The following is a 26,861-nucleotide window of genomic DNA, read 5'->3' on the forward strand; positions in this document are numbered from 1 at the left end:
GCTCTCACGAACAGGCATGGGAATAAGAAGCAACAACTTGCCGTTGTTTCGTTCCGATTTTTCGCCATAATACAGGTTTGCTGGCCAGGCGCGATGCCCCGGACCGGTTCTCAACCATCTATTCTCGGGAGCACTGCTCCCTTCCTATTCTCCTGCGGTTGATGCCGCTTTCACCTCTTCCGACTCACCACACTTCTCTGAATACTGCCTTATGATCCGTAACTTCTCCTTCGATGAAGACCTCGCCCTGAAGCGTTTCGCCGCCACCCCGGCTGAGCAGAAACCGCGCTTCAACTGGCGCGAGGTTATGGCCGACGCCTCCGTTAAGCAGCCCGCCGTCAAGATCGAGTCGGGCGGTGAGGAGCGTGACTTCGATGTGGCCGAGGTAGCGGAAATCATCGGTAACGCCCTGACCGACCTCATGCTCTCACGCGAAGAGCAGGAGGAAAAAATCTTTACCGAGCAGAACCGCAGCTTTGTCGCTGCTGTCGCCCGTGCCGTCACCGAGCGCCTGACCCGTCAGATCAATGACGAGACCGGCGTCAGCCTGACTCAGCGCGAGGTTCACCTGATCATCGAGACCGCCCTCGTGCAGCACGACGCGCATGACGTGGCTCGCAGCCTTGTCGCCGCGTATTCCCATCATGGCCATAACGGTGCCGACGAAGACGAGCCGGAGATGACGGTGCGCCTCATCCGCCGTAACCGCCAGGTCGTCCCCTGGGACCCGAACAAGATCGAGGTCGCCGTCCGCAAGGCCTTCCTCGCCCAGCAGATGGACTCCGGCCCTGCCGTGGAGGTCGCCCGTGAGGTCACATCCCGCGTGCGTCAGCTTGGCCAGGCCTTTGTCCACATCGAGGAGGTGCAGGACTTTGTGCAGGAAGCACTGATGAAGTGCGGCCACTACAAGATCGCCGAGTCGTATATCCTTTACCGTGCCCACCGCCGCCGCCTGCGTGAGCTTGAGGCTCTCGACGGTGAGGGCGACGACGAGCGCCAGGACGCCATGATCATGGTCAAGGGCGAGGACGGCTCCTCCTACTTCTGGGACCCGGCCGAGCTGCGCAAGCGCATCGAGTTCGCCTCCATCGGGCTGGACCTCTGTCTGGACCGCGAGCACATCGAGGCCGAGCTGCGCCGCTCCCTCTATGCTGAGATGACGCGCGAAGACCTTAAGCGCACGATCATTCTCAACTCCAAGGCCCTGATGGAGAAGGACGCCGACTTCGCGCGCTTCGCTGGTCGTATCCTCCTCTCCTATATCTATGAAGAGGTACTCGGCTGGGACATCCTGCAGGATGGTATCGAGGGGCTCCAGCGCTCCCACCAGCAGTACTTTAAGAGCTACCTCCAGCGCGCTGTGGAGATCGAGCGTCTTGCGCCGGATCTGCTTGAGTACGATCTCGACCGTCTCGCAGCTGCCATTGATCCGAGTGCCGATCTGGACTTTGACTACCTCGGCATCTCCACGATGTATGACCGCTATCTGCTGGTGGATAAGACCTGCAAGCCGGCCCGCCGCATGGAGACACCGCAGCTGTTCTGGATGCGCGTGAGCATGGGGCTCTTCCGCGAAGAGCAGGACGACCGCGAGCACTGGGTCCTGCAACTTTACAACCTGTACAAGAGCCGCCGCTTCTGCTCCTCCACGCCGACGCTTTTCAACTCCGGCACGCTGCACTCGCAGCTCTCGTCCTGCTACCTGTATCAGGTCAGCGACAGCATCGAGAGCATCATGCACCGTGGCATCGCCGAGAACGCCTTCCTCTCGAAGTGGGCGGGCGGCCTTGGTGGCTCGTGGACAAGTGTCCGCGGCACCGGCAGCTACATCAAGGGCACCAACGGCGAGTCGCAGGGCGTCATCCCCTTCCTCAAGCTGCACAATGACCAGCTCGTGGCCGTCAACCAGGGTGGCAAGCGTCGCGGCTCCGGCTGCGCCTACCTTGAAACCTGGCACAACGACATCATGGACTTCCTGGAGCTGCGCCGTAACACCGGGGACGACCGCCGGCGCACCCACGACATGAACACCTCCAACTGGATTCCGGACCTGTTCATGAAGCGCATGGAAGCCCGTGAGGACTGGACGCTCTTCCGCGCCAACGAGGTCCCCGAGCTTCACGAGACCTACGGCAGCAAGTTCGAGCAGCTCTACCTCGACTACGAGGCCAAGTCCGAGCGCGGCGAGATCTGGGGCCAGAAGGTCAAGGCCATCGACCTGTGGAAGGCCATGCTCCGCATGCTCTTTGAAACGGGCCACCCGTGGATCACCTTTAAGGACCCGTGTAATGTCCGCAGCCCGCAGGACCACGCCGGGGTCATTCACAGCTCGAACCTCTGCACCGAGATTACCCTGAACACCGGCCCGGACGAGACCGCCGTGTGTAACCTCGGCTCAGTCATCCTCGACCAGCACCTCGACCGAGATGGCCAGCTCGATCTCGAAAAGCTTCGCGAGACGGTCCGCATCGCCGTGCGTGCGCTCGACAACGTGATCGACATCAACTTTTACCCGACCGACCCGGCCAAGAACGCCAACTCACGGCACCGCCCGGTTGGCCTCGGTGTGATGGGGCTGCAAAACGCGCTCTACAAGCGCGGCGTGCCCTTCGCCAGCGAGGAGGCGGTCGAGTTCAACGACGAGTTTATGGAGGCCGTCGCCTACTACGCCTACGAAGCCTCCAGCGACCTTGCTGCTGAGCGTGGCAGCTACTCCTCCTTTAAGGGCTCGAAGTGGGACCGTGGCCTCATGCCGCAGGACACCCTCGACCTGCTCGAAAAGGAGCGCGGCGTCGCCATCGACGTGCCCCGCACCGCTCGCCTGGACTGGGACGCGCTGCGCACGAAGATCAAGAAGCAGGGCATGCGCAACAGTAACGTGCTCGCTATCGCCCCGACGGCGACGATCTCGAACATCATGGGCACCAGCCCCTGCATCGAGCCCTACTACAAGAACCTCTACGTCAAGAGCAACCTGGGCGGCGACTTCATCGTCCTGAACCCGGCGCTGGTCAAGGACCTCAAGGCCCTCAACCTGTGGAATCAGGAAATGGTCGACCAGTTGAAGTACTTCGACGGCGAGCTGGAAAATATCGACGGCATTCCGGCCGATATCCGCGCCAAGTATTCCACGGCCTTTGACATCGACTACCAGTGGTTTGTGGATGCCGCCGCGCGCCGCCAGAAGTGGATCGACCAGTCCCAGAGTGTTAATCTCTTCCTCAGCAAGCCCGACCTGAAGACCCTTTCGCACATGTACCGCGATGCCTGGCGCAAGGGCCTGAAGACCACCTACTACCTGCGCACACAGCAGGCCTCCAATATCGAGAAGTCCACCGTCTCGGTGAAAAAGGAAGTCCGCGGCATGAGCGGGGAGGCTGGCTCCGAGTCCAAGCGCACCTACACCGAGGAGGAGAAGCGTGCCTGCTCGATCGAGGCTATGCGCAATGGCGAGGAGTGCGAGGCCTGCCAGTAGGCCTCAGGAAGCGCTTTTTCCAAGCAGTGGTAACAGAATACTGACAGACTGAACTCATGGGCGGCCCCTTCAGCAAGGGCCGCCTTTTTTTGTGTGCGACCCTAACGCAGATCCGGGACGCGGAGTCCCGGAAGCTAATTTCGGAGACACTCCCTGAGGCGAGGTTCCACTGAGTCGATATCGACCGCCGTTGTCCATGGCGAAGCCATCAGTGATCCGAAGGATCACAGGTGCAGGACGCGTCCTGCCTTACCCCTGGAAGCCGTACTCGTCGAGCATGTCGGCGGCGAGGTCTTTGAGGGGTGGCTTTTCGGCGAGAGAGGGGAGGCTCTCCACGCTGCACCCGAGGAAGCCGAGCATGGTCTGGAACGCGCCGCGCCGCTGATGCTGCTCCAGCCAGTCGTAGAAATACTCCAGAGCCTCCACCCATTCGCCCAGGTCGTAGGGCGAGTCGTTCACCTGCTCGGCCAGCAGGGCGAAGCCATTGGGCTTGTCCGGCTGCTCCTTACAGTGCTCCTCAAGCGCCTCTACGATCATGGCGAACTGCCGGGGGCTCTCGCAGGCCTCCGCCAACTGCCGAAAGGAACGCTCTCCGAGGCGTGCCTCACCCTGGAGGGTACGGCCCTCCGAGAGGGCATCGAGCCACATCATGTAGGCGTGGTTGGTGGCTTTTGCGCGGGCTTGAGCGAGGTTTTTCATGGGTAGGATGAGCGGGCTTGCCCGGATGGGGCGCGTGTGTTTGTTTCTTGGGGAAACGCTACGGGAAACTCTATGCCTCCAGGCCAAAGTTTCAAACCTTCAAACACCTAACTTTCAAACGCCACTCCCATGATTAAGCCCGGTGATAAACTCGATACGAACCTCTCCCTCAAAGCCGTTGTCAATGGAGAGCAGACCGACTGTGCGCTGGCGGATCTGCTGAAGCGCCGCACTATTCTCTCCATTTATATGAAGAACAATACGCGCGGCTGCGACCTGCAGACGCACGCACTGGCAGAGGCTGCGGGCGACTTTGATAAGCTCGGCTGGGACATCATCGCCGTGAGTAAGGACACCTGCGGCTCTCATCTGAAGTATGCGCAGAAGCAGGGCATCGGCTTTACGCTTGTATCCGATCCTGAATACAAAATCACGGGGGCCGCCGATGCGGTGATCGAGAAGTCCATGTATGGCCGTAAATACATGGGGCCGGCGCGCTGCGCGATCCTCGTCGAGGCCGATGGCACCGTGCTCGGTGTGATCGAAAAGATCGACACCAAGGCCCACGACGAGGAACTGAAGACTTTGATCAACGAGATTGGCTGAGGTCAGTTTCGCTGCGAGCGTTATCGCTTGGCAGCCCTTGAGCTGGGCGTTAGATCGGTACTCATGATCCAGCGTTTTTTCATCGCCTGTGCCTGCCTCCTTGTGTCCGCTGCCTGTGCGCAGTCCTATGGGCCGCGCGCCTTTGATGGGCGGACGATGACGGCGCTTGTCACCGCCTTTGACCCGGAGGTGGATGCGGTTTTGGCTTATTTAAAGGCATCTCCAGATGCCGAGCTGGAAGAGGTGAAAAGCTTCCATGGTGTGCGCTACTATCTGGGGACTTATCGCGGCGAGCCGATCATCGTCTTTGCCACGGGAATCAGTATCACCAATGCTGCCATGACTACGCAGATGGCGCTGGATTACTTCCCCATCGAGCGCGTGCTCTTTATGGGGATCGCCGGCGGGATCAACCCGCAGTGGAAGCCGGGCGACGTCGTCGTGCCGCAGTATTGGTACTATCATGACGAAAACCTCTACGCGAATCCCGACCCTGATCACCCCGGTGAGTATATCATCCCACCGCACCAGGCCGCCTACTACGCCGGGATGCCCGAGCGTATCTCCGCCGACCCGTTGATGCCGCATTATAGAAACGATGGCATGATCTTTTCGCGCGAGGTGGCCATCGTCAAAGACGGGCAACCGGAGCCGAAGCTGACGCCGTACTTCACCGTGGCCCCGGAGCTCTACGCAGCGGCGCAGGACGCGGTGGCCGGGATGGAACTGCCGAAGCTCGGCCAACGGACCGTGAAGCTCCAGGTCGGCGGGCGAGGGGTGAGCGGGTCTGTCTTTCTGGATAACCGCGACTACCGTGAATGGGTCTGGGAGGTCTACCAGGCCGAGGTTACGGACATGGAGTCCGCTGCCGTCGGGCAGGTATGCACGGTCAATGGCGTGGACTGGATCGTCATCCGTGCGGTGAGTGATCTGGCGGGTGGCCAGCACAAGCAGAACGAGCTGGATCTGTACAGCGTTCCGGCTTCGCGCTTTGGCACGCAGCTGCTCTTCGCTGTCCTCGATGAGCTGACTGAGGCCGGGCAGTAACTTAGTGGCGCTTCCGCCCTGTGTCGCAGCGTGGTCCCTTACCCCGCCAGCACGTAGTCGAGCCACTTGGCCATCACTTCGACGGGGCGACCCTTGCGGGCGGCGTAGTCTTCGAGTTGGTCGCGGCCGATGGGGCCGGCGTTGAAGTAGCGCGCCTTCGGGTGCGAGAAGTATAGCCCGCTGACCGAGCTGGGCGGGTTCATGGCCTTGTTCTCCGTCAGTGAAATGCCCGTGCGTTGCTCGGCCTCAAGGATTTTCCAGATGGTGTCCTTTTCGGTATGGTCCGGACACGAGGGGTAGCCAGCGGCCGGGCGGATGCCCCGGTACTGCTCCTTGATCATCCAGGCGGTATGCGGGTTGACCTCGCCAGCGGCGGCGGGCAGGGGGTCTGAGGCCGTGAAGCCTTCCTCTGCGCCGTAGCCGAGCTCGTCGCGCACGATCTTGTGCAGATACTCGGCGGCTGCCTCGGCGAAGCGGTCGCCAATCGCCTTGATCATGATAGCAGTGTAGTCGTCCTTTTTCTCTTCGAAGGTCTTGGCGTACCGCTCGACCTCGAAGCCCGCCGTGACGGCAAAGGCGCCAATGCTGTCGATGCGGCTGGAGTTCTGCGGAGCGACAAAGTCGGCCATGCACAGGCAGGTCTGGTCCTCGCCGACTTTTTCCTTTTGCTGGCGCAGGAAATGGAGCGTCGCCAGCGGGTCGGCCGCGTTGGTGTCATTGAAAATAACTACATCGTCGCCATTGCTCTGGGCGGGCCAGAAGCCGGTGACGCCTCGGCAGTGGAAGCGCTTGTTGGCGATGATGTCGGCGATGAGTGCCTGCGCCTCGTCATAGAGGATGCGGGCCTGCTCGCCGTAAGTCTTATGGTCGAGGATCGCGGGGAAGACGCCCTTCAGCTGCCAGGACCAGAAGAACGGCGACCAGTCGATATACTCGGCTACGCGCTCCAGCGGTAGCTCGTGCTCGGTGATGCCGATGCGGGGCAGGGTGGGGATGTCCACCGTGGCCCAGTCCGTCTGCTCGGGGCAGGATCGGGCCTCCTCGATGGAGAGGAGCTTGGTGCGGCCCGTGCTCTTGGCGTGGCGCTCGCGGTGTTTCTCGTGCTCGGCGTTGAGCTCGGTGACGAACTCCGCGCGCGTCTTCGGGTTTTTCAGGCGGTTGCAGATACCGACCACGAGCGAAGCGTCCGGCACCTGCGCGATGGGCTGGTCGTAGTGCGGGGCGATCTTGATCGCGGTGTGGGCCTTGCTGGTGGTGGCGCCGCCGACGAGCAGCGGCACCGTAAAGCCCTGGCGCTGCATCTCCTGCGCGTTGTGGATCATCTCGTCGAGCGAGGGCGTGATCAGTCCGGACATGCCGACGATGTCCGCCTTCTCCTTCTTGGCGGCTTCGAGAATTTTGTCACAGGAAACCATGACGCCGAGGTCAACGACCTTCCAGCTGTTACACCCGAGCACGACGCTGACGATGTTTTTACCGATGTCGTGTACGTCGCCCTTGACGGTAGCGATGACAAAAGTCCCCGCGCTGCTCGACTCGCCGTCGGCCTTTTCGGCCTCCATGTACGGGGTCAGGTAGGCGACAGCACGCTTCATCACGCGGGCGCTTTTAACCACCTGCGGCAGGAACATCTTACCGGCGCCAAAGAGCTCGCCGACGACCTTCATGCCATCCATGAGCGGTCCTTCGATGACGTACAGAGGGCGCCCGTACTTCTGGCGGGCCTCTTCGGTGTCCTCCTCGACATGGTCGCCGATGCCCTTGACCAGGGCGTGGGAGAGGCGCTCCTCGACGGTGCCGTCCCGCCAGGCCTGATGGGCTCCGGCGTCGTCCTTGCCCTTCTGCCCCTTGAACTGCTCAGCGTACTCGATGAGGCGCTCGGTGGCGTCTTCGCGGCGGTTGAGCAGGACGTCCTCGACGTAGGTGAGCAGCTCCTTGTCGACCTCGTCATAGACTTCGATCATGCCGGCGTTGACGATGCCCATGTCGAGCCCGGCCTCGATGGCGTAGTAGAGGAAGGCCGCGTGCATGGCCTCGCGGACGCGGTTGTTACCGCGGAAGGAGAAGGAAATGTTACTGACGCCGCCGCTGGTTTTGGCGAGCGGGCAGGTGGCCTTGATTTCGCGTACGGCCTCGATGAAGTCGACCGCGTAGTTGTTGTGCTCCTCCATGCCGGTAGCGACGGTGAGGATGTTCGGGTCGAAGATAATGTCCTCGGCGGGGAAGCCGACCTCCTCGGTGAGGATCTTGTACGCGCGCTGGCAGATGCGGACCTTGTCGGCACGGGTGGCGGCCTGTCCCTGCTCGTCAAAGGCCATCACGACGATGGCGGCTCCGTACCGGTGGCAGAGCCGGGCGCGCTCCTTAAAGGTTTCTTCGCCCTCCTTCAGGCTGATGGAGTTGACGATGCCCTTGCCCTGGATGCACTTGAGCCCCGCCTCGATGACAGACCACTTGGAGGAGTCGATCATGATCGGGATGCGCGAGATGTCGGGCTCCCCGGCCAGGAGGTTGAGAAAGCGCGTCATGCAGGCCTCGCTGTCGAGAAGGCCTTCGTCGAAGTTTACGTCGAGGATATTGGCGCCATTGTCGACCTGCTGGCGGGCGACTTCGATGGCTTCGTCGAACTTGTCCTCTTTGATTAATTTACGGAAGCGCGGCGAGCCGGTGACGTTCGTGCGCTCGCCGACGATGAAAAATCGTTGGGCGTTGTTGCTGCTCATGAGGCGGTGGAGGGAATATTGCTTTCGGGCCTAATCGTCCTGCGGAGGGAAACGCGAGTTGGACGGAGGGACCGAAGTGATTTGGAAACGTATCTGGAAATTAAAACTGCGTGGTGACGGGCAGGCTCAGCCGATAGTGAGCCCTTCGAGTCCGGACAGGCGCAGACGGGGTGCGAACTCCGGGACCTGGCGGGGCGGGTATTTCGAGGCTTCCTTGACGACGGCACCGACGTGCGCGGGAGTCGTCCCGCAGCAGCCGCCCACGATGTTGATGAAGCCGCTCTGGGCATACTCGCCGAGGGCGGCGGAGATGCTCTCGGGGGTCTCATCGTAGCCGGTCGGGGCGAGCGGGTTGGGGAGCCCGGCGTTCGGGTAGCAGGAGGTGTAGCAGTCGGCGATTTTGGAGAGCTCCTCCATGTAGGGGCGCATCAGATCGGCGCCGAGCGCGCAGTTGATCCCGACTGAGAGGGGATTGGCGTGGCGGATGGAGTGCCAGAAGGCCTCGACGGTCTGCCCGGAGAGCGTGCGCCCGGACTGGTCGGTGATCGTGACCGAGATCATGACCGGCAGGCGCTCCTCGCGGGTGTCGAAGAACTGCTCGATGGCGAAAAGCGCGGCCTTGGCGTTGAGCGTGTCGAAGATCGTCTCCACCAGCAGGACGTCCGCGCCGCCATCGACGAGGCCGCGCAGCTGTTCGGTGTAGGCCTCGACGAGCTGGTCAAAGGTGACGTTGCGGTACTCGGGGCGCTCGACATCGGGGGAGAGTGAGCAGGTTCGGTTGGTGGGGCCGATGGAGCCCGCCACGTAGCAGGTGCGGCCGGGGTGGGTGGCCTCGAACTCGTCGATGCTTTTGCGGGCCAGCTCGACGGCGGTCTTGTTGAGCTCGTAGACGATGTCTTCGAGCCCGTAGTCGGCCTGGGCGATGGAGGTACCGGAGAAGGTGTTGGACTCGATGATGTCTGAGCCGGCCTCCATAAAGGACTTGTGGATACCCGCGATGACATCGGGCCGGGTAAAGACGAGCAGGTCATTGTTACCCTTGAGGGGCTTCTCGACGTCTTTGAACTTTTCCCCACGGAAGTCCTCCTCCTGCAGCTTGTGCTGTTGGATCATCGTGCCCATGGCACCGTCGAGGAAGACGATACGCTCTTGCAGCAGCTGTACTATTTGTTGTCCGCGGGTGGAGAGCGGTTTATCGGAAGAGGTTTTCATGAGAATGTACGCATCAACATATCTGGATGGGTTGATGCGTCAACGGGTTATTTGAAGTTTTTCAACAAGTGTCGAGTGGGCTTGAAGTGTGCGGGTGGAGTGCTCATGTTCAAGGCCGGATGCGTATCAAGCTGATTATCATTGCTGTCGTTACGGCCATCTTCATCGGTGTGCTGTGGTGGCTGCTGGCGATGTGGGGCCAGACTCAGCTGGAAACGGAGCTGGAGGAGGCCCAGAAAGCCTACGAGGCCGGGTACAATGACCGGATGATCGAGCAGCTCGAGATGGCCGTGGCCAGGGACCCCGATAGCATCAGCACGCTGCAGGTTCAGGCGCGTCTGCTGGATGGGATTGAGAATGCCGGATGCTTGCCTGTGTACGAGCGCCTGAGTGGACTACAGCCTGATGACATCACAGCGTTTCGAGACTGGATGGGAGCGCTGGTCCGCTATGGTCGACTTGATGAGGCCCGCAGTATCTATGAGAAGTTTGAGGCCGCCGGGCCACCGCTGGGCGGGACGGCATCGTTTTCTCGTCTGGGTGCGGATCTGGCCGGGACTGCTCAGGATGAGAACGCTCGTCTGGCATACCTGCGTGAGGCCTATGAGCGTGCGCCTGACGATGCTGAAGTCGGCGTAGAACTCTCCCGTGCCGAGACGCAAGTCCTCCCGGCGGCAGACCTGAGTGCCACGGTTCGGCGCCTCGATAGTTTGTTGGGCCGGGATCAGGTTCGGGTCGAGGCGGCGGCTTTGTTACTCCAGATCGAGACCGCGCTCGGTGATAAGCAGAGGCTGCAATCCGCCGCTCAGCGAGTCTGGGATGCCGGAGCGGGGGACGTGTCGATGCGCCTGCTGGCTTTAGAGGCTTTTTATGATCTCAATCGCGAAGACTTTGAGCAGCGGCTAAAGGAGCTGATCATCGAAGAGCAGCGCAATGTGCCCGCGCTCACGTCTATCTTCAACTGGCTGCTGGCCCGCGGTGAGAATGAACTCATTATCGAGCTGGCGATGGAGGATAAGGCGGTCATGAACATTAACCGTCCGCCCGTGGCCAATCGTGTGGCCGAGGCGATGGTCCAGACCGACCAGCTCAAGGCCTTACGGGCTTACAACTCGCGCGTCGACTGGACGGGAGCCGAGGGCTTTGCCTCTCTATTACCGCCGCTGACGCTTACGCTCGATCGCGAAGAGGCTCGGGATGTCCCAAATCCTGCCTTCACCCGCTGGCTATCTTCCGCCGCCTTACCGCAACTGCGAGAGGTGCTGCCTGTGACGGCGCGGCTGGGCTTTGAGCGCGAAGAGGTGGCGATCCTGCAGGAGATTATTCGTGACGATCCCTGGGATCGCTCCGCCTATGACCAGCTCTACGCATTGTTTAAAGGCAGAAGCGACACCCTGGCTATGCTCCGGCTTTTGCAGGAGGAGCGTGAGAATTTCCCCCAGGATCGTGACCTGTCGAGTGAGTATGCCTGGATCGCCATGGTCCTGGACGTGGACCGTCGGGGGGCCGAGCGTATTGCACAGCTCAACTACAGCTATGACCCCGAGAACCCCGCGTATCAGATCTGCTGGGCATTCGCTCTGTGCAAGTCTCGGGAGCCTGCTAAGGCATTGGAGGTCCTTGGCCGGGTAGACCCGCTGGGTGTCCGTGGTCAACTGGTAAAGGCCTATGCCTGCCGACTTCTCGATGACAAGGAGGGCTACGAACAGGCCTTGCAGGGTGTCGATATGGACGCTCTGTTGCCGGAGGAACGCAAGTTCGTGCAGAGCGCGCGTCCCTTACCGAAAGACGACTGATTGCTATTTATATGACAAACGCTTTGGAATCTTTGCGGGCACACCTGCCTGCCGTGTCGGATGCCGCCTGGGAGCAACTGGCCCTCTGGGCAGAGCTCATGCGCGAATGGAACGAGCGGGTTAACCTCGTCTCGCGTAAGGATATCGACCAGCTTGAGCGCCATCACCTGGCCCCATGCCTGGCTGTCACGGGCATGCTCAAGCTCATGCATGGTGCACGCGTGATTGATGTGGGCACCGGGGGTGGGCTGCCCGGCGTGCCGATGGCGATCTGCTACCCGCAGGCACGCTTTACCCTGGTTGATTCCGTGGGGAAAAAGATTCGAGTCGTCGAGGATATCGTGAAGCGGCTCGGCCTGAAAAATGTAGAAGTCCGTAACTGCCGGGTTGAGACGATCAAAACGAAATACGATTTCGTCACCGGTCGGGCCGTCACGGATCTGGCTGCGTTTATTAACTGGATTCGCCCCCTGTGTCGCAAGGGGAAGACCCACTCCCTGCCCAACGGGCTGCTGTATTGGCGCGGTGGAGACGTCCAGGCCGAGGCGGCTGGCTTGCATTCACGGCTTACCCGGTCCCTCGGGCTTGAGGAGGTTCTGGCAGACACCTACTTCAAGGATAAGTACATCCTGCAATTCAAGGCTGAGGACCTGCGCCGGGAAGAGCCCGCTACCCGCGCATAGCGGTAGCGTTCCTTGCCGCCCGAAGTGCCCCGGGCATCGTTCTTCTACGCGCGGGCTACTGGGGCTCCGTTTTATTAGTTGGAGATGACCGAGGACATCTGGAAGATCGGCAGGAACATAGCGATGACGATACCCCCGATAATCACACCCAATACGCAGATCAGGATCGGCTCCATCAGAGAGGTGAGGGCGCCCACGATGTTATCAACCTCGGTGTCGTAAAAGTCCGCGATTTTGTTCATCATGCCGTCTACGTTACCGGTCTGCTCGCCGGCGCGTGCCATGTGCTTGACCATGGGCGGAAAGTACGGAGTGACGGCGACGACGTCCGAGAGCTGTCCACCCTGGCTGATGTGGCGACTGATGCCGGTACAGGCCTTTTCGATGAAAACGTTCCCCGAGGCATTAGAGCAAATCTCCAGTGCACGCAGGATGGGCACACCACTGCGCAGCAGAATGGCATAGGTCCGGCAAAAGCGTGAGACGTTGATCTTGCGGGTCAGGTTCCCGATGATCGGCAGACGCAGAAAGACGGAGTCGCGCACCTCGCGGCCGCGCGGCGTTTTGGTGGCTTTCTTGTAGAGAAAAAACAAGCCCACCCCGCCAGCGATGATAAACAGGATGTAATCCTGCATGAAATTACTCAGGTCGATCAGCATCTGGGTTGGCTTAGGCAGCTCGGCCCCAAAGTCCTTAAACATACCGGCGAAGACCGGAATGACCTTGATCAGGAGCACGTTCACGATCACGACCGCCAGGGTGATGACTGCGACCGGGTAGGCCATCGCGCTCTTTACCTTTTTCATCAGGCCGAGCGATTCTTCGAAGTAGACGGCCACCTTGGCCATAATGTCTGCCAGCGCACCAGAGGCTTCACCCGCCTCCACCATGCTCACGAAAAGGTTGGGAAATGCTTTCGGGAATTTGCGAACCGCGTCGGAGAAGGATGTCCCGCTGGAGATGTCATTGCGGACTTCCCGGATGATGATGCGGAAAACCGGGTTCTCGGTCTGCTCCTGCAGGGCGTCGAGTGCTGAGACTAGCGGGAGCCCGGCTTCCAGCATGGACGCTATCTGCTGGGTGAAGACGGTCAGCTCCTGAAGCTTGATCTTCTTGCGGCGGGCCTGTTTCTCATACGCGCGTTGTTTGGCCAAACGCTGTTTGTCGGCGAAACTGAGCTTCTTTTTTCTACCACCCGCCTGGTTGGCGGCTGCGCTCTGTGATAACATGGCCATGGGCTCTACCTGGGGTAAAGGGTTTGCGCTCCTGTGTCGTTCCGTCCGACATGAGGCATAATTGTGGTATTAGCTTGACCGCTAAGGGCTTCGGGGTCAAGTCTGCTGCCCTACGTCATTTATGCGGGCGTAGTTTAGTGGTAAAACCTCAGTCTTCCAAACTGATGATGTCGGTTCGATTCCGTCCGCCCGCACCAATTGTCGAGATATGGCCAGGCTGCCATTTCCGTGACGGTTAGCGATTTATAGGATCAATCCTAGGCCAAAAGCTACCTTGGGGTCAAATCACAAAATAATCGTGAAGTGATCGAAAAATGCGCAAAAAGCCGCTATTCTGACATGACACTGACATGACACACAGGGGGGCTGGCGTACCTGGATCATACAGGGAATAGGGAACTACCCAGCAGGTTATTCTTTCGCCATCTTCCACCCCATTTGGCGGTCATTTTTCAGGCATGCGGGCGTAAATCACGCCGAAAACAAAAACGAACGTGTACCTGGAATATCCTGAAATCCGGGGGGAGAAGCTTTTGGCGCGTTTTTGAGGGTGCTAAAAAATGGCGATATTTCTGTAAGTGGTTTAATATAAACGGTTAGTGGAAATATTGGCGAGATGCTGGTCTTTCGGAGTGAAATTTGAATTACTAAATATTAGTAAAAAATTTCACGTAAAACAGTAATAAAGGAATATTAAGTATAGAAAATGACTAGTTAATTGGTCCTTATTGTCAATAACAAGGCCCCCAAATGCGCCCTCGTGGCGCTTATTGCTACTTAGCAGATGGCTCGTGAAATGTTTTGTTCGACCATGGGTGGTAGCGTAGTTATGGATCGTTTTCGTCATGCCTCAGAAGAAAACCGCCCGTAAATCCGCCAAAATGGCGAAAAAGAAAGTACGCGCGCCGGGCCGTCTGTTTATCCTTGGGTTTGATGCGGAGTGGGTGCGGGACACTGCGGACACGAACGACAATCAGATACTGAGCTACCAGTGGTATGTGATCAATGGGGACAAGCGTGGCGGAGGGCTGTTTTTGACCAAAGATACCGGACGTCTGAGCCTGGAGGCTTTTTTGTCTCGCAGTCTGGAATCCGCCAAACGCAGAAAGCTCTTCTCGCATTACCCGAAGTCAGTCGTACTTGTTTCCCATTTTACGCGAGCTGATCTGAGCTCGTTCAGCGACTACCATGACGTTCTCAAGTGCTCCTTTGATAATGTTCGCAAAAGCTACACCAGCCTGGGAGTTCCTTATAAAGTTACCCTGACGGACAGCAACCATAACCAACGTACGGTGGCTGTAACGCTGAGGGATACCATGCACATCGCTCCGGCTGGCAGTTCGCTGGAAGCGCTTGGTGACCTGAATGGTATTGGGAAGGTAAACCTTCCGGCTGGAATGATTGCTCACATGGATCAGTTGCTTGAGCAGGATCCCGGCTTGTTCGAAACGTACGCGGTCAGGGATGCTGAAATCGCCGCCGTGCACGCGCTAAAGATGGCAGAGACATCCGAGGACATGTTTGGCGAGCGTGAAGTCCCCATCACCCTCGGGGGCATGGGGGTGAAGTACTGTCTGGACCTTTGGCGCAAGGAAGGGGTTAGCTCGTTGGCTGTGCTTGGGCAGCATGAGGTTGAAAAGACCGTGTATGATCCGAAGACCGGTCGTCAGAAAAAGATAAAAGAGGTGAAGCTGTTGCCCGAGCTTTCGGATAGCGAAAACCTTGTGATCGACTCGTATCATGGTGGTCGTAACGAGTCTTTCTACTTTGGAGCGACTCAGGAGGATGACTGGCGGGACATCGACCTGAAGGGGGCCTACTCGACAGCGATGGCGACGATCCCTCAACCTGTCTGGAAGAGAATCGAGCACACGACAGACATTGATCGTTACACGCTGGATGCGATGGGCTTTGCTAATATTCAGTTCGTATTCCCACACACTATTCGTTTTCCTGGCTTGGCTGTCCGGCATGATGGGAGTCTGTTCTTTCCCAGGGAAGGTGATACTTATGCAACGGCCCCGGAAATAGCGCTGGCCCGTGCCCAGGGTGCACGCGTTGAAATCAGGAGCGGCGTGATTGTACCTCTGAATCGCCAGCAATATCCGATTCGTGACATCGTGCTGAAGGCTACGCAGTCCCGTAACAACGCCAAGACGACACTGGAAAACAAACTCTACAAGGAGCTGATCAATTCCTTTTACGGCAAGTTCGCACAAGGTCTCAGGAACCGCCGTGGGCTCAATACGCGCACGGGTGAGGTCGAGGACTTGCCTCCGTCCCAGATTACCCAGGCCTACTTCGCGGCTCACATCACGGGGCTGGTCCGTGGTGTACTTAGCGAGATCATGAATCGCATACCGGAGCCATACGAGGTGATCAGCGTGACGACCGACGGGTTTATTACCAATGCACCGGAGTCGATGACTGATGAGGCTTCCGGTGGTCCTCTATGCGATATGTTCCGGGATGCCCGTAAGGTGCTTACAGAGGGTGACGATACTATTCTCGAAGATAAGCATCAGGTGCGTCAGGTCTTGTCGTGGACCACACGTGGCCAGGCAACTCTTAAGGGGGCTGGTGGGCATAAGCCCATTCTGGCAAAGGCAGGCATCAAGGCCCCGAGGGGATATGATGAGGCTCAGCAGAATCAGTGGATCGTGAATCTGTTCAAGGACCGGGACGAGAACAGCAAGCTGGTGGTATCTCAGCTCAAGGGCATGAGCGCCATGTACCATGAAGCGTCGGGTGGTTTGGTGGAACAGCTTAAAGACCGCTCCCTGCGTATGGACTTTGATTTTAAGCGGCAGGTTGATCTGCACAAGAAGGGCATGCTGCCCATTGACGGGCTGGATCACCTATGGTTCAAGACGCTTCCCTGGCAGCGTATGGAGGACTGCAAAAGGGCTCGTGACACTATCCAGCGGTTTCGCAGTGAAGAGAAGCGGTGCTTAAAGACTCTCGATGATCTGGACCATTTTCAGCGTTGTTATCAGGCTGCTGCATTGCCCAAGGGGATGCGACGAACGGCGGGAGGAACGATGGTCGATGATGCTGTTCGTGTGCTTATCCGAGCGATGATAAAGGAGCAATGGGGCTTGGGGCTCATGGACCGAAGCTATGCGAAATGGTGTGGGTGGTTCGGCGAGCATGGCTACTCGGTGACGCTTGACCAGTTCAAGAGCGCGGTAAGAGCCGATGTGCCCATGAATGCTATCGAGCTAACCCCGGAGGTGTTTGGCCTGATTCGCAGGGTTAAGACGGAGTTTCCGGATTTCGATCATAATGCGCTGCTTACGGCCTTGCCTTCTGCTGATGACGAGGGCGATGAATGGCCGGAGGAAATCTACGAAGAGTAGGAGTTTTTCGTAGATTTCTGAAATCCTTATCTGACCGCTATGCCTCTTCGGTAAAGGCCTTGAGGCCAGCGGTGTCGTAACCGGGTATGGGAATACCCAGACCACGCTATGACACCGGAGTCGTCCGATGTTTTGTGATGCCCGGATTAATTCCAGTTCTTCCCGATGTTGTAGGCGATGATGCGGGCCAGCCGATCCGGCATATACATACGGCTGTAGCTCAGGCGCCTACCATCTGAGCTGTTGAAATAAATCTGGGTCTGGTGGACGGTGGTGCTGGTCTTGTTGATGTCCCGTGGGCGAGCGTTGTTCATGGTCACGCCCGTGGGATTGGTTGGCTGGATTCTGACTTTCGCCTGCGCGGCAAACTTCTTCTTGAGTCCGAAGAAATCGACCGTGTTGGCATCGAATAAATTCCAGTGGCTGGTCGGTATTTCTGAAAGCTGGCTGGTACGTATGCACTGTACGGCAACGATCTGTTCGCTGCGATCTACGAGCAGTCCGAGCGTGTTGTAGCCGCTCAACTGTTCCAAATCATCATATCCTTGTGCGTAGCGATACTCGGCCCGTACCGGAAACAGCCACAGGCGAAAGGAGTTTTCGGGGAAGCCGTCTGTAATGACGACTTGGGATTTCCCGATCTCCAGAGCATCATACAGTCGGTCTCTGACGACCTGCAGGGGCTCCAGGTAATGAATGCCCTGATAGATCACGGATGCCTGGTCCAAGAGATCCCCATACAGCCAGGTCTGATCGAACTCCATCACCGAGAGGAAACTCATGGTCAGTTGTTGCTTCAGCAGATGTGTCAGGTCGTTAATCGTGGTATTGTCCAGTCCGGCATGAGCGTTTTCGCGGTCCCAGTTCTTGTCGAGGTGAAGGAATGCAGTGGGGCAATTGCTTATGATCGCTTGCTGCGTTTCGAGCGATAAGTTTTCGAGGGGAACGGTGTATTCGCGGTCGACATGCTCGGGGATGAGTCGGACCTCTTTACCATCATGGCCGATAATGTGGGCCGTGATTTTGCGTCCGTCAGCCGCGACGATCTCAGCGTGGTAAGGATCGAAAACTGTGGTGCTGTTTGCTTCAGGTGTCTGCTCTGTTGGCTGGGTGGCACTGAGGGGCCCGGCCAAGGCTATGCAGAGCAGGGCTGAAAGCGTGAGATACTGTGAGCTCATCATCCACTCCAGAGATTCAAGAGTCTCTCACAAAACCGACAGTTCTCTTCGGACGGGATCGCCGGAATAAATAGAAGGATAGTCCACCGGTTGCCAGCGTGGCAAAGATCAGTGCCCGGTTCAGATAGGCGAGCTTCTGACTCGTCTTCACGAGCTCGTCGGCGGGGTCATCGCCGGTAAACATCCAGTTTAAAAGCCTAAACGCCGAGGCACTAGTTGACTCATCCTGTAGTTCCATAAATTCATCGTCTACACTCGTCTTGGCAGGCCCTGATATAAAGACGATCGTGAAGGCAAGCCCGAGGGCAGCAAACAGGAGAACAACGGCGGCGATTCGCATTGAAACACCATATGATCGTGAGGTTATCGGTCAAGCCTTATGAGCGTATGGTGTAAGGGTGGGTAATTCACTGACTGAACTAGGTGCTCGATTACGGCTCTTGAGGGCCAAGCATAACCTGACGCAGGAGGAGTTCGCGCAACTGGCGGGCATCGGCTATAAGTTCTATCAGCAGATCGAAGGAGCCCGAAAGAAAGAGATCTGGCTATCTACCGTGGAACGTCTCGCCGCCCCCTATGGGCTTCGTGCCTGGCAACTCTTGGCCCCCACCATGCCCGAGGGCTCCAAGCTGATCCGCAAAGCACCCAGTAGTCGGGTGCATCGACGGTGAGTGGATAGGGGGATCATGTTCAGGGGCTCAAGTTCGCAACTATATTGACGGGGTGATTATACGCAAGCTGTCCTCATCTACTCGGCTTTCGATATAGGCAATGTTCTGTTTCATTGACTAGCTGTCATTTCGGAAGGAGAGATTTTTCGTGATTTTGCGCTGAGCCTTGTTAGGTAGAGCCGATCACATTTTTGATGTGCTCGGAATTACTTCAATCGAGTCATTGAAGAGCTATGGATTCTATACTAGGCACGGCCATGCTAAATCCAGTGCTTCAAAAAAGTTTTGAATCATCAAGATATATCTTGCAGCTGCTATGTCATCACCTTGTACTACAGCGATGCCTGATGCCGAAAGCTTACCCGCTCTTGTTAAGTCCATGCGAAAACAGCTCGGACTGAGTCAGGAGGGTCTCGCGAGAGAGATTGGTGTCAGCTTTTCAAGCATTAGCAGGTGGGAAAGCGGCAAAACCGTACCTATGCCCCTGCAACGCAGTCAGCTGAATCGGTTCTGCACCAAAATGTGCAAAAAAGGACTGCTGGATCTGTCTGCTTTCAATTTCGATTCGTAACAGTACTTCTGTCATGTCAGAGCCCTTTTTCGAGCATCCCATTCTCAACTCCCCCTACGGATATCCCTCCCGCCATTGGGAGTTGGATTCGGAAGGACAGCCCACTCAGAGGATAATCGATAGCCGTCGTATCGCGGACTTCATGACTCCCATCCCCAAGGCTAAGAAGCGAAAGGGGAAATCTGAGCAGCGAGAACTCGTCATGGATGAAGGCGAGGGTATTTCCACCGTTGAACAGCAGTACACGAAAACAAACATCAATTCACTGCGTAAACGCGTAAATGAGTGGCGTAGAATCGCTGACCCCGCCCAATGGAAAGTAACACCTGAAACCGCTCGGCTTCTCCAGCACTGGCGGCATCACGCCTTCAACGACATCCGCCCTTTCTTTTGTCAGGTCGAGGCGGTCGAAACTCTAATCTGGTTAACTGAGGTCGCCCCCAAGGAGGGAAACATCGGCAAGGGCTTTCTCGACCACCTAAATCGAGCCAACCAAAATGCGAACCCTGAACTGCTGCGCACAGCCCTGAAACTCGCTACCGGTGCAGGCAAGACGACTGTCATGGCGATGATTATCGCCTGGCAGACCATCAATGCCGTTCGTCGTCCAACCAGTAAACACTATACACGGGGATTTTTAGTCGTGGCACCGGGCATCACCATTCGGGACCGACTGCGTGTACTGCTCCCCAATGACACCGAGAGCTATTACAAGAACCGGGAGTTGGTCCCGCCCGATATGCTCAAGGAACTCGGTAAGGCCAAGATCGTCATCACAAATTATCACTCCTTTAAATTGCGTGAACGTATGGAGTTGTCGAAAGGCAACCGGGCTTTACTCCAGGGACATGGTGATGCGCTGAACACATTGGAGACGGAGGGGCAGATGCTCCAGCGAGTCATGCCCGATCTGATGGGCATGAAGAATGTGATGGTACTCAACGATGAAGCTCACCATTGCTATCGCGAAAAGCCAGGAGAGGATGACACTTCAGACTTGAAGGGCGAGGAAAAGAAAGAAGCGGAGAAAAACAACGAGGCTGCACGTCTATGGATCAGTGGGCTTGAAACCGTGAAGCGCAAGCTTGGGCTCAATCGGGTTGTTGACCTTTCTGCGACTCCCTTTTTTCTGCGTGGTTCGGGTTATGCCGAGGGCACACTGTTCCCATGGACGGTTTCTGACTTTTCCCTCATGGATGCCATTGAGTGTGGTATCGTCAAGCTGCCCCGTGTTCCCATTGCCGATAACATCCCCGGTGGCGACATGCCCATGTTCCGTAATCTGTGGGAACACATCAAAAAGAAGATGCCGAAGAAGGGTCGGGGCACGGGTGCCACCCTCGACCCAGAAAGCCTGCCTACGCCCCTTAAAACAGCCCTCGAAGCGCTCTACGGTCACTACGAGCAGACCTTTGAACTATGGGAGAAAAAGAAGCTGGGGGTACCTCCCTGCTTCATTGTTGTCTGTAACAACACCGCGACCTCCAAGCTCGTTTACGACTATATCTCAGGTTACGAGCCTGAGGAAGATTCAACCAAGCCGACAATCCGAGGCAGGCTGCCTCTATTTGACAACTTCAACGAGCACGGGGAGCCCCTGTCTCGCCCCAACACGCTCCTCATCGATAGCGAACAGCTGGAGTCCGGAGATGCGCTTGACGATAACTTCAGAAAAGTGGCGTCTACTGAGATCGAACGCTTTAGGTATGAAATTGTTGAACGAACTGGCAATCAGGATGCTGCCAACAATTTGACGGATCAGGACCTCCTGCGTGAGGTTATGAACACCGTTGGAAAGCCGGGGAAACTGGGAGCGTCGATTCGCTGTGTCGTTTCCGTATCCATGCTGACGGAAGGTTGGGATGCAAATACCGTTACCCACGTACTCGGTGTCCGCGCCTTTGGTACGCAATTGCTTTGCGAGCAGGTGATTGGTCGCGCATTGCGTCGCCAATCCTACAACCTCAACGAGAAGGGACTTTTCGATGTCGAGTATGCGGATGTTTTGGGCATTCCCTTTGACTTTACGGCAAAGCCCGTGGTTGCTCCACCGCAACCCCCACGTAAAACGACACATGTCCATGCGGTCCGCCCGGATCGGGATGCTTTGAAGATCAGCTTCCCCAGGGTATCTGGCTACCGCGTAGAGCTACCTTCGGAACGCTTGAGCGCGGATTTTAATGAAGGCTCGACGCTGGAGCTTACACCGGACCTCGTCGGGGCAACGAGAACCGAGTCTCGTGGTATTATCGGCGAAGGGGTTGACCTCAATCTCGTGCATACTGGTGATCTGCGCAGGTCCACTTTGCTGCTGAATCTTACCCAGCGACTCCTCTACACCAAATACCGCGATCCCGGCGATGAGCCCAAGCTGCACCTATTTGGTCAATTAAAGCGAGTCACACGTGAATGGCTAGACGAATATCTGGATTGCAAGGGCGGTACCTATCCAGCCCAGCTCATGTATCAGGAGATAGCAGATATGGCCTGTGAGCGTATCGCGGCAGCGATATCCCGAGCAGGCATGAAGTCGCAGGGAGAGCGCATCATCAAAGCGCTACTGGACCCCTACAATCCCACTGGATCGACATCACAGGTCAGCTTCAGAACATCCAAAGAAGACCTCTACCAGACAGCGGTAAACCGGTGTCACGTGAACTGGGTCGTACTCGACAGCGATTGGGAGGCTGAGTTCTGCCGGGTCGCAGAGAACCACCCACAGGTGCTGGCTTACGTGAAAAATCACAATCTAGGCCTTGAGGTCCCGTACCGCTTCCATGCTGAGAACCGTAAATACATCCCGGACTTCATCGTTCTTGTCGATGATGGGCACGGCCCGGAAAACCCGCTCCACCTGATTGTCGAGATCAAGGGTTACCGCCGTGAGGACGCCAAGGAAAAGAAATCCACCATGGACAGCTACTGGGTCCCTGGCGTTAACAATCACGGTATCTATGGCCGCTGGGCATTCGCTGAATTTACCGACGTCTGGGAAATGCAGGACGATTTTGAGAAAAAGGTATCGGGATTTTTTGACGAGATGATAAAACACGCCACCTCGGATGGGCCAAACAGTACGCCAATCGAAACGCATCAAAATGCCTGATACCCCCGCCAACTTAAAGCTTCGGATCTTTATCAGCTCTGTCCAGAAGGAGCTGACGGAGGAGCGTATGCAGTTGAAGGTGCTCCTCGGCTCAGATCCGTTTTTGCTCCGGCATACCGTTCCTATGCTTTTTGAGAAGTATCCGGCTGCCCTCAGACCAGACGATCAGGCTTACCTCAAGCTGCTGGCAAAGTGTCAGATTTACGTCCTCATTATCGGAAAAGAATATGGTACCGTAGCCAAAGGTGGGCTCTCGGCAACTCATCTTGAGTATGACTTTGCGCAACAGCGTCAGATGCCGACTCTAGTCTGTGTCAAAGGTGATCGTAGCTTCCATCGAGAGAAGAAGGAGGATGATTTCTTTGATAAGGTCTGCCATGATGCCCACACCTACAGTCGTTTCAACAATATCAACGAATTGCAGGACGTCGTCCGGGAAAGGCTCATTGAGCACATAAATGAAAACTACGAGCTAACGCCTTCCAGAGACGACAAGGCAATTGCCGAGGCTACCTTATCAGTGGCATCGCTCTTTGATCGGCAGCGCGTGCTCCGCCCGCTGAAAGACCTCAAGACTGCCCATCTGACATCACTTGCTCAGGCACTTGATCCCGAGTCACGCAAGACGCTGAAGCCTGCTGAACGCGAACAGTTGCTCTTGAGCCGTGGATATATATGGTTCGACAACAAAGAAGGGGCATCGCACCCGACCGCTGCCGGGATGATGTTATCAGCCAAGGACCCGACCGCAGAGTTCCCGCAAGCACGCGTTCAGCTTGATATCTATAAGGGCAAAACCCGCAATGATGAGGCGGTAATCGCACAACCCATTCACCAGAACATCCCTGACGCTATTGATACGATAGTCGCAACCATTTATCAGAATACTCGAAAGACGCCGCGAGTCGTGGGGCTGAAAAGGCTGGAACTTCCTGAATACCCGGAGGTCGCCCTACGCGAAGCACTCGTGAATGCGTTGGCACACCGTGACTACGAGGATCAGTCTCAACGTGTCTTCGTCGAAGTCTTCTTTGATCGGATTGTGGTGACAAACCCGGGCAAGCCAGTTGGTCACCCTTCAATGAAGAAGCTCGAGGAAGGTAAGGCTCGTTCACGGTCTCGCAACCCCCTGATTTCTCAAGGCTTGGTGTTCTTGAAACGAATGGAAGAACGCGGTACCGGCATCCGTCGTATGCGGGGGGCGATGCTGGATTATGGGCTCGACGCGCCACATGTCGAACTCGATGAAGATCGCTTTGTGCTGACGCTGCCTGGCCCCGCAGAACACCTCGACCGCATTAAGGCACCTGTTGCGGAAACCGAAGCGCTGCCCGCATCCGTTACCGATGAGCTGAACAAACGTCAGCAAGGGATTCTCGAACTAGCCATACGGAGTGGCGAGGTGACCAATCGTCAGGTTCAGGAGAGTTTTGAGGTAGCTCGGGATACTGCCCACCGTGATCTGACCATTTTGTGCGAACTCAACCTATTACTGAAAGAAGGAAGTGGGCGCTCAACTCATTATACTCCCGTAAGCCGTGAAAGCTAATCATCCGATAATCATCCGATTTCCTCTAACTAATCATCCGATTTTCGACCGATTTTCTCTAGCGAATCGACCGATGCAATCGCCGGGTATGGTCAGTTTTTCATCCGATTTTTAACGGCTAATCATCCGATCCAAATACATTTCACATTTCCCCATGCCACGCAAGAAAGCCAGCAAGACAGTCACTAAGAAGCAAGTGGAGGCGCTCACGCACGAGGATGCCAGCCGCAAAAACATTCCCACGGCGGAGTATGAGTCGGTCATGGAGGCTGCGCAGGCGGCACCGAAGGAGCTGCGCTACCCGCGCAATACGGACCTCGACCCGCAGCTCGTATGGCGGGGTAAGGATGAGCAGGACTGGTCCGACCTCGTTGTGCAGGCACCGCCGCTTTACATCCAGGAGAAGGTACACCCCAAGGTGCTCATCGAGGATCTGATGCGCAAGACCGAGCGCGAGGAGACGGGCTACGATCCGCAGATGGACTTCTTTGGCGACTTCAATGGTATCCCCGAGGGCGCGGACAAGACCGAGTTCTACCAGCACGACGCCAACTGGACCAACCGCATGATCCTCGGCGACAGCCTGCAAGTCATGGCGTCACTGGCCGAGCGTGAGGGGCTGCGCGGGCAGGTGCAGTGCATCTACCTCGACCCACCGTACGGCATCAAGTTCAACAGCAACTTTCAGTGGTCCACGACCTCTCGCGATGTCAAGGACGGCAAGCAGGAGCACATCACCCGTGAGCCCGAGATGGTCAAAGCCTTCCGCGATACCTGGCGCGACGGCATACATACTTACCTCACCTACCTGCGCGACCGCCTGACCGTCTGTCGCGATCTGCTTAGCGAATCCGGCTCTATCTTCGTACAGATCGGCGATGAAAATGTTCACCGAGTGCGGGCTTTGCTTGATGAGGTCTTTGGAGATGAAAACCATGTAGCGGACATTGTTTGCCTAAAAACGAGCTCCCAGACATCCGGACATTTAGCCGGCATAGCAGACTATGTTCTCTTTTACGCTAAAAAGAAAGATGCTCTAAAATACCGACAACTAAATCAAAAGAAGGTATTAGGAGAAAAGGGAACCACTCAGTATGTCTGGCAACTTTCTGATAACCTTGAGGAATCGCGCATTCAAAAGGGAGAAGAACCAGATGGAGCAGTATTTGCTGCAGACAATCTAGCTAGCCAGTCCGGAGGACAGACGACTCGCTTTGAATATCAAGTAAATGGTAAAAAGTTCCGTGTCACTCGGGGAGGTTGGAAAACTAATCTCCAAGGCATGCAAAGGCTAGACAAGTCCTTCCGGTTAAAGCCAATCGGAAATACTTTGATGTATAGGCGCATACTTTCGGATTATGGAGTATATCCTATCGCAAATGTTTGGGATGACGTTCTCGCCACAGGATTCTCAGAACAGAAAATCTATGTAGTGCAAAGCTCTCAAAAGTTGATAGAACGCTGCATCCTCATGGCCACCGATGCCGGTGACCTTGTCCTCGATCCAACCTGCGGCTCTGGAACGACCGCCTACGTTGCTGAGCAATGGGGGCGACGCTGGATCACGATTGACACCTCACGCGTTGCCCTGGCCTTGGCGCGGGCACGCATCATGGGAGCGAAGTACCCGTACTACCTGCTAAAGGACTCCGATGAAGGCCAGCAGAAGGAAGCCGAGCTGACCCGCAGCGCGAAGTCAGAGGTCGCCACTTACGGGAACGTCCGCCAGGGCTTCGTTTACGAGCGTGTGCCACACATCACGCTGAAGGCCATCGCCAACAACGCCGAAATCGACGTCATCTGGGAAGATTACCAGACGCGCCTCGAACCGCTTCGCGAGCAGCTAAATCAGTCACTTGGTAAGAACTGGCAGGAATGGGAAATCCCCCGCGAGGCGGAGAAGGGTTGGCCAGCCGAAGCGAAGAAGCTCCATGAACAATGGTGGGAGCAGCGCATCGCCCGGCAGCGTGAGATCGACGCCTCCATCGCCGCCAAAGCCGACTACGAGTACCTCTACGACAAGCCCTACGAAGACAGAAAAAAGGTGCGTGTGGCCGGTCCGTTTACCGTCGAAAGCCTCTCGCCGCACCGCGTACTGGGCGTCGATGAGGATGATGAGCTGATCGACCCGCTGGAAGTCAAGGAGCCCGGCGATCAGTTCAGCCAGCAAAAGTCTTTCGCCGAGATCATTCTGGAAAACCTCAAGACGGCGGGCGTCCAGCAGGCCCACAAGGAAGACAAGATCAACTTCACCACCCTACAGGCCTGGCCGGGAGACCTAGTCTGCGCCGAGGGTACCTACTCCGAAGGCGAAGACGGTGTGGAAAAACGCGCAGCCATCTTCATCGGCCCGGAGTTTGGGACCGTCGCCCGTGCCGACCTCGTCCAAGCTGCCCGAGAAGCCGGTGACGCCGGGTTCGATGTCCTGATCGCCTGTGCCTTTAACTATGAGGCCCGCACGACGGACTTTGACAAGCTCGGACGCCTCCCCGTGCTCAAGGCCCGGATGAATGCCGACCTCCACATGGCCGACTCCCTCAAGAACACGGGCAGCGGCAACCTGTTCGTCATCTTCGGCGAGCCCGACATCGAGCTACTGCCCGACCACCACGACATGGTGCGCGTCAAGGTCAACGGCGTGGATGTCTTTAAACCCCAACTGGGCAAGGTCGAATCCTGCGACGCAGACGAGATCGCCTGCTGGTTCATCGACACCGACTACAACGAGGAGAGCTTCTTCGTCCGGCACGCGTACTTCCTCGGGGCCAGCGACCCCTACAAGAGCCTCAAGACCACCCTCAAAGCCGAAATCAACGCCGACGCCTGGGACTCGCTCTACAGCGACACCAGCCGCCCCTTCCCCAAACCCAGCAGCGGCCGCATCGCCGTCAAAGTCATCAACCACCTCGGCGACGAGGTCATGAAGGTGTTTAGAGTGTAACCCCAGCCCT

The 26,861-nt window shown here is 57.1% G+C and carries 17 protein-coding genes and 1 tRNA gene; 12 read left to right on the plus strand and 6 right to left on the minus strand.

From position 1 onward, the window contains the following. Window positions 1-211: 211 nt before the first annotated feature. Window positions 212-3,475, plus strand: a complete 3,264-nt coding sequence (locus tag K0V07_RS06425) for a ribonucleoside-diphosphate reductase subunit alpha (RefSeq protein WP_220623716.1) — start codon at window positions 212-214, stop codon at window positions 3,473-3,475. Window positions 3,476-3,724: 249 nt separating this feature from the next. Here the strand turns inward: K0V07_RS06425 and K0V07_RS06430 are convergent, their stop codons facing one another. Then, a complete protein-coding gene (locus K0V07_RS06430; protein ID WP_220623717.1) occupies window positions 3,725-4,174 on the minus strand; it encodes a hypothetical protein in 450 nt (149 codons plus the stop codon). Window positions 4,175-4,303: 129 nt separating this feature from the next. On the opposite strand from K0V07_RS06430, the gene K0V07_RS06435 reads away from it, so the two are divergent. Both K0V07_RS06435 and K0V07_RS06440 read left to right on the plus strand, forming a co-directional pair. Continuing rightward, window positions 4,304-4,780 (plus strand): redoxin domain-containing protein, encoded by a 477-nt coding sequence (locus K0V07_RS06435; RefSeq protein WP_220623718.1) that lies wholly within the window; start codon window positions 4,304-4,306, stop codon window positions 4,778-4,780. Window positions 4,781-4,843: 63 nt separating this feature from the next. Next, the gene (locus K0V07_RS06440; RefSeq protein WP_220623719.1) at window positions 4,844-5,827 is read left to right on the plus strand and encodes a 5'-methylthioadenosine/S-adenosylhomocysteine nucleosidase; all 984 of its coding nucleotides are present in this window, start codon (window positions 4,844-4,846) and stop codon (window positions 5,825-5,827) included. A 38-nt stretch (window positions 5,828-5,865) separates the two neighbouring features. Here K0V07_RS06440 and metH read toward each other — a convergent pair whose 3' ends face one another. Both metH and K0V07_RS06450 read right to left on the minus strand, forming a co-directional pair. Next, a complete protein-coding gene (gene metH, locus K0V07_RS06445) occupies window positions 5,866-8,520 on the minus strand; it encodes a methionine synthase (protein ID WP_345778173.1) in 2,655 nt (884 codons plus the stop codon). Between the two features lie 156 nt (window positions 8,521-8,676). After that, the gene (locus K0V07_RS06450) at window positions 8,677-9,762 is read right to left on the minus strand and encodes a homocysteine S-methyltransferase family protein (RefSeq protein ID WP_220623721.1); all 1,086 of its coding nucleotides are present in this window, start codon (window positions 9,760-9,762) and stop codon (window positions 8,677-8,679) included. Between the two features lie 119 nt (window positions 9,763-9,881). On the opposite strand from K0V07_RS06450, the gene K0V07_RS06455 reads away from it, so the two are divergent. Together K0V07_RS06455 and rsmG are read left to right on the plus strand one after the other, a co-directional pair. After that, on the plus strand, window positions 9,882-11,558 hold the full coding sequence (locus K0V07_RS06455; protein WP_220623722.1) for a hypothetical protein: 1,677 nt from the start codon (window positions 9,882-9,884) through the stop codon (window positions 11,556-11,558). Window positions 11,559-11,569: 11 nt separating this feature from the next. Further along, window positions 11,570-12,241 carry a 16S rRNA (guanine(527)-N(7))-methyltransferase RsmG gene (gene rsmG / locus K0V07_RS06460; protein ID WP_255568167.1) on the plus strand — a complete coding sequence of 224 codons (672 nt, stop codon included), beginning with the start codon at window positions 11,570-11,572 and terminating at the stop codon, window positions 12,239-12,241. Window positions 12,242-12,315: 74 nt separating this feature from the next. Here rsmG and K0V07_RS06465 read toward each other — a convergent pair whose 3' ends face one another. After that, complete coding sequence (locus K0V07_RS06465) at window positions 12,316-13,476, minus strand: type II secretion system F family protein (protein WP_220623723.1); 1,161 nt, start codon at window positions 13,474-13,476, stop codon at window positions 12,316-12,318. Between the two features lie 123 nt (window positions 13,477-13,599). Between K0V07_RS06465 and K0V07_RS06470 the strand changes: the two genes are divergently transcribed. Both K0V07_RS06470 and K0V07_RS06475 read left to right on the plus strand, forming a co-directional pair. Further along, a tRNA-Gly gene (locus tag K0V07_RS06470) sits at window positions 13,600-13,673 on the plus strand. 648 nt (window positions 13,674-14,321) lie between these two features. After that, on the plus strand, window positions 14,322-16,835 hold the full coding sequence (locus K0V07_RS06475) for a DNA polymerase (RefSeq protein WP_220623724.1): 2,514 nt from the start codon (window positions 14,322-14,324) through the stop codon (window positions 16,833-16,835). 146 nt (window positions 16,836-16,981) lie between these two features. Here K0V07_RS06475 and K0V07_RS06480 read toward each other — a convergent pair whose 3' ends face one another. Both K0V07_RS06480 and K0V07_RS06485 read right to left on the minus strand, forming a co-directional pair. Then, entirely contained in the window at window positions 16,982-18,016 is a 1,035-nt protein-coding gene (locus tag K0V07_RS06480) for a hypothetical protein (protein ID WP_220623725.1), read from the minus strand. Window positions 18,017-18,029: 13 nt separating this feature from the next. Beyond that, window positions 18,030-18,353 carry a hypothetical protein gene (locus K0V07_RS06485; RefSeq protein WP_220623726.1) on the minus strand — a complete coding sequence of 108 codons (324 nt, stop codon included), beginning with the start codon at window positions 18,351-18,353 and terminating at the stop codon, window positions 18,030-18,032. Between the two features lie 100 nt (window positions 18,354-18,453). Here K0V07_RS06485 and K0V07_RS06490 point away from each other — a divergent pair, with 100 nt between their 5' ends. From K0V07_RS06490 to K0V07_RS06510, 5 genes are all read left to right on the plus strand, one after another. Then, window positions 18,454-18,684, plus strand: a complete 231-nt coding sequence (locus K0V07_RS06490) for a helix-turn-helix transcriptional regulator (RefSeq protein WP_220623727.1) — start codon at window positions 18,454-18,456, stop codon at window positions 18,682-18,684. Between the two features lie 379 nt (window positions 18,685-19,063). Next, the gene (locus tag K0V07_RS16655; RefSeq protein ID WP_345778174.1) at window positions 19,064-19,255 is read left to right on the plus strand and encodes a helix-turn-helix transcriptional regulator; all 192 of its coding nucleotides are present in this window, start codon (window positions 19,064-19,066) and stop codon (window positions 19,253-19,255) included. Between the two features lie 13 nt (window positions 19,256-19,268). Beyond that, complete coding sequence (locus tag K0V07_RS06500) at window positions 19,269-22,361, plus strand: DEAD/DEAH box helicase family protein (protein ID WP_220623729.1); 3,093 nt, start codon at window positions 19,269-19,271, stop codon at window positions 22,359-22,361. Beyond that, entirely contained in the window at window positions 22,354-23,910 is a 1,557-nt protein-coding gene (locus K0V07_RS06505) for an ATP-binding protein (protein WP_220623730.1), read from the plus strand. Before K0V07_RS06500 ends, K0V07_RS06505 begins: the two co-directional genes overlap by 8 nt. Window positions 23,911-24,064: 154 nt before the next feature. Next, window positions 24,065-26,851 (plus strand): site-specific DNA-methyltransferase, encoded by a 2,787-nt coding sequence (locus K0V07_RS06510; protein WP_220623731.1) that lies wholly within the window; start codon window positions 24,065-24,067, stop codon window positions 26,849-26,851. Window positions 26,852-26,861 lie beyond the last annotated feature (10 nt).

Source organism: Ruficoccus sp. ZRK36, assembly GCF_019603315.1.
In the GTDB taxonomy this organism is placed as follows: domain Bacteria; phylum Verrucomicrobiota; class Verrucomicrobiia; order Opitutales; family Cerasicoccaceae; genus Ruficoccus.

Bases quoted from the DNA above. Each gene is read 5' to 3' on its own strand.
- K0V07_RS06425 (WP_220623716.1), top strand. From the start codon at position 212: ATGATCCGTAACTTCTCCTTCGATGAAGACCTCGCCCTGAAGCGTTTC.
- K0V07_RS06430 (WP_220623717.1), bottom strand. From the start codon at position 4,174: ATGAAAAACCTCGCTCAAGCCCGCGCAAAAGCCACCAACCACGCCTAC.
- K0V07_RS06435 (WP_220623718.1), top strand. From the start codon at position 4,304: ATGATTAAGCCCGGTGATAAACTCGATACGAACCTCTCCCTCAAAGCC.
- K0V07_RS06440 (WP_220623719.1), top strand. From the start codon at position 4,844: ATGATCCAGCGTTTTTTCATCGCCTGTGCCTGCCTCCTTGTGTCCGCT.
- K0V07_RS06450 (WP_220623721.1), bottom strand. From the start codon at position 9,762: ATGAAAACCTCTTCCGATAAACCGCTCTCCACCCGCGGACAACAAATA.
- K0V07_RS06455 (WP_220623722.1), top strand. From the start codon at position 9,882: ATGCGTATCAAGCTGATTATCATTGCTGTCGTTACGGCCATCTTCATC.
- rsmG (WP_255568167.1), top strand. From the start codon at position 11,570: ATGACAAACGCTTTGGAATCTTTGCGGGCACACCTGCCTGCCGTGTCG.
- K0V07_RS06465 (WP_220623723.1), bottom strand. From the start codon at position 13,476: ATGGCCATGTTATCACAGAGCGCAGCCGCCAACCAGGCGGGTGGTAGA.
- K0V07_RS06475 (WP_220623724.1), top strand. From the start codon at position 14,322: ATGCCTCAGAAGAAAACCGCCCGTAAATCCGCCAAAATGGCGAAAAAG.
- K0V07_RS06480 (WP_220623725.1), bottom strand. From the start codon at position 18,016: ATGATGAGCTCACAGTATCTCACGCTTTCAGCCCTGCTCTGCATAGCC.
- K0V07_RS06485 (WP_220623726.1), bottom strand. From the start codon at position 18,353: ATGCGAATCGCCGCCGTTGTTCTCCTGTTTGCTGCCCTCGGGCTTGCC.
- K0V07_RS16655 (WP_345778174.1), top strand. From the start codon at position 19,064: ATGCGAAAACAGCTCGGACTGAGTCAGGAGGGTCTCGCGAGAGAGATT.
- K0V07_RS06500 (WP_220623729.1), top strand. From the start codon at position 19,269: ATGTCAGAGCCCTTTTTCGAGCATCCCATTCTCAACTCCCCCTACGGA.
- K0V07_RS06505 (WP_220623730.1), top strand. From the start codon at position 22,354: ATGCCTGATACCCCCGCCAACTTAAAGCTTCGGATCTTTATCAGCTCT.
- K0V07_RS06510 (WP_220623731.1), top strand. From the start codon at position 24,065: ATGCCACGCAAGAAAGCCAGCAAGACAGTCACTAAGAAGCAAGTGGAG.